Annotated in this window: 2 protein-coding genes and 1 pseudogene; all 3 read right to left on the reverse strand. The window is 73.7% G+C overall.

Going from position 1 to position 2,141, the window contains the following annotated elements:
- Positions 1–65: 65 nt before the first annotated feature.
- On the reverse strand, positions 66–1,157 hold the full coding sequence (gene holA / locus I73_RS10400) for a DNA polymerase III subunit delta (RefSeq protein ID WP_022980546.1): 1,092 nt from the start codon (positions 1,155–1,157) through the stop codon (positions 66–68).
- Positions 1,158–1,170: 13 nt separating this feature from the next.
- Positions 1,171–1,725, reverse strand: a complete 555-nt coding sequence (gene lptE / locus I73_RS27280) for an LPS assembly lipoprotein LptE (protein ID WP_022980547.1) — start codon at positions 1,723–1,725, stop codon at positions 1,171–1,173.
- A 10-nt stretch (positions 1,726–1,735) separates the two neighbouring features.
- A pseudogene (locus tag I73_RS10410) lies at positions 1,736–2,141 on the reverse strand (class I tRNA ligase family protein); the annotation flags it as partial.

Consider the following 2,141-nt stretch of genomic DNA (forward strand, 5'->3'; position numbering starts at 1 on the left):
CAGCATGTGTTGCGGGGCTTCGGCCGCGGAACGGGGCCCGCGGTCGATCGGCCGGGCCGACGGGGTCAGGCCTTCAGTTTAAACGGCGCCGGCGCGGGCTGGCCGCGCCGGGCCGGGGTGGCCACCGCGTCGATCGTCATCAGCACCAGGCGGCGCAGGCCGTCCCAGGCGTCTTCCGGCCAGTCCGGGTGGCGCAGGCCCTTGACCAGACCGTCGCAGACGCTGGCCGCGGCCACCAGGGCCTGGGCCTTGGCGCCGTCCAGCCCGGGCAGCACCCGCTCGAACAGGCGCTCCTTCTCACCCCAGACCCGGGCCTCGCGCAGGGCCATCGGCAGGGGCTTGCCTTCGTCCATGGCGGCCCGCACCCGGGCCAGGGCGCGGATGTCGTCGGCCAGGGTCCAGTGCACCAGCACGGCGGCCTCGCCCTCGGCCTTCAGGCCGTCGAGCATGCGCAGGGCCCGGCCGGCCTGGCCGGCCAGCACCGCGGTGCCCAGCTTGAAGACGTCGAAGCGGGCCACGTCCAGCACGGCCTCCTCGATCTGCTCGAAGCTCAGTTCGCCGCCGGGGTAGAGCAGGGCCAGCTTCTGCAGTTCCTGGTGGGCGGCCAACAGGTTGCCCTCCACCCGGTCGGCAAAAAAGGCCAGGGCCTGCTGGCCGGCTTCGCCCGCGGGCAGGCGCTGGCCCTGGGCGGCCAGGCGCTGGGCGATCCAGGCGGGCAGCTGGGCCCGCTCGATCGGGTCCACCCGCACGCTCACGCCCACCCGCTCCAGGGCCTGGAACCAGGCACCCTGCAACTGCTGGCGGTCCAGCCGCGGCAGGTTCACCAGGGTCAGCACGCCCTCGGGCAGGCGGTCGCAGTACTGCTGCAGGGCGGCCGAGCCGTCCTTGCCTGGCTTGCCCGACGGGATGCGGATCTCGATGAGCTTCTGGTCGCCGAACAGGCCCATGGACTGGGCCGCGCCCAGCACGCCGCTCCAGTCGAAGTGGGCGCCGCTGACGGTGAAGACCTCGCGCTCGCTGTAGCCGGCCGCGCGGGCGGCGCCGCGCACCGCGTCGCCGGCCTCCTGGGCCAGCAGCGGCTCGTCACCGTGCACGACGTACAGCGGCTTGAGCCCGCGGGCGAGCTGCTGTGGCAGCTGGTCGGAACGGACCTGCATCGCGTGTCGGCCCTCAGGGGGCCGAGGCGGCGGAGGCCGCCGGCAGGGGCGGCAGCGGCTTGTGCGCCGCCACCACCAGCATGCGCAGCACCTGCTGGGCCAGGTCCTGGCGCATTTCCTGCAGCAGGGCCTCTTCCTCGGTCTGCTTGGACAGGGCGGCGGTTTCCGTGTAGCTCAGGTCGCGTTCACGCTGCAGCTCGGTGTCGTTCAGCAGGACACGGCCATCGGGCCGGCTCAGGCGGAACTTGAGCTGCACCCGCAGGCGGAACTCGCGCACCTGGCCGGCGGTGGTCGAGGCGGCCACGATGCGGTAGGTGCGGTCGTCCACGGCGGTCAGCACCACCTCGGCCTGGGCCGTGCTTTGCACCACCTCGGCCGAGTCGGGCAGGGCGGCGCGCAGCGCGCTCTCCATCGGCGAGCGGGCCGGGAAGCCCACCAGCGCGATGCGGGTGTAGGGCAGCTCGGGCGGGCGGCGCAGCTCGAAGCCGCAGCCGCTCAGGGCCACGGCCAGCGAGGTGGCCGCCAGGCCCAGGGTCCAACTGCGGCGGGTGGGGTGGGATGCGCTCACCGGCGTTGCCTCAGACCACCACATTGACCAGACGGCCCGGCACCACCACCACCTTCTTGGGCGGCTTGCCTTCGGTGAACTTCTGCAGCTCCGGGTCGGCCAGGGTGGCCACCGCGGCGGCCTCGATGGCGGCCTTGTCGGCCGAGGCCGGCACCTTCACCGCGCCGCGCAGCTTGCCGTTGATCTGCAGCACCAGCTCGATCTCGTCCTGCACCAGCGCGGCCTCGTCCACCTGCGGCCAGGGCGCGTCCAGCAGGTCGCCCAGCGCGGCGGCGTAGCCCAGCTCGGTCCACAGGCCGTGGGTGATGTGCGGGCAGGCCGGGTAGAGGGCGCGCAGCAGCACCGAGTAGCCTTCGCGCAGCACGGCCGTGTCGCCGGCCGAGCCGTCGGGCTAGAGAGCCTTCGAGCGCGTTGAG

The organism is Ideonella sp. B508-1, from assembly GCF_000333615.1.
Classification (GTDB): domain Bacteria; phylum Pseudomonadota; class Gammaproteobacteria; order Burkholderiales; family Burkholderiaceae_C; genus Ideonella.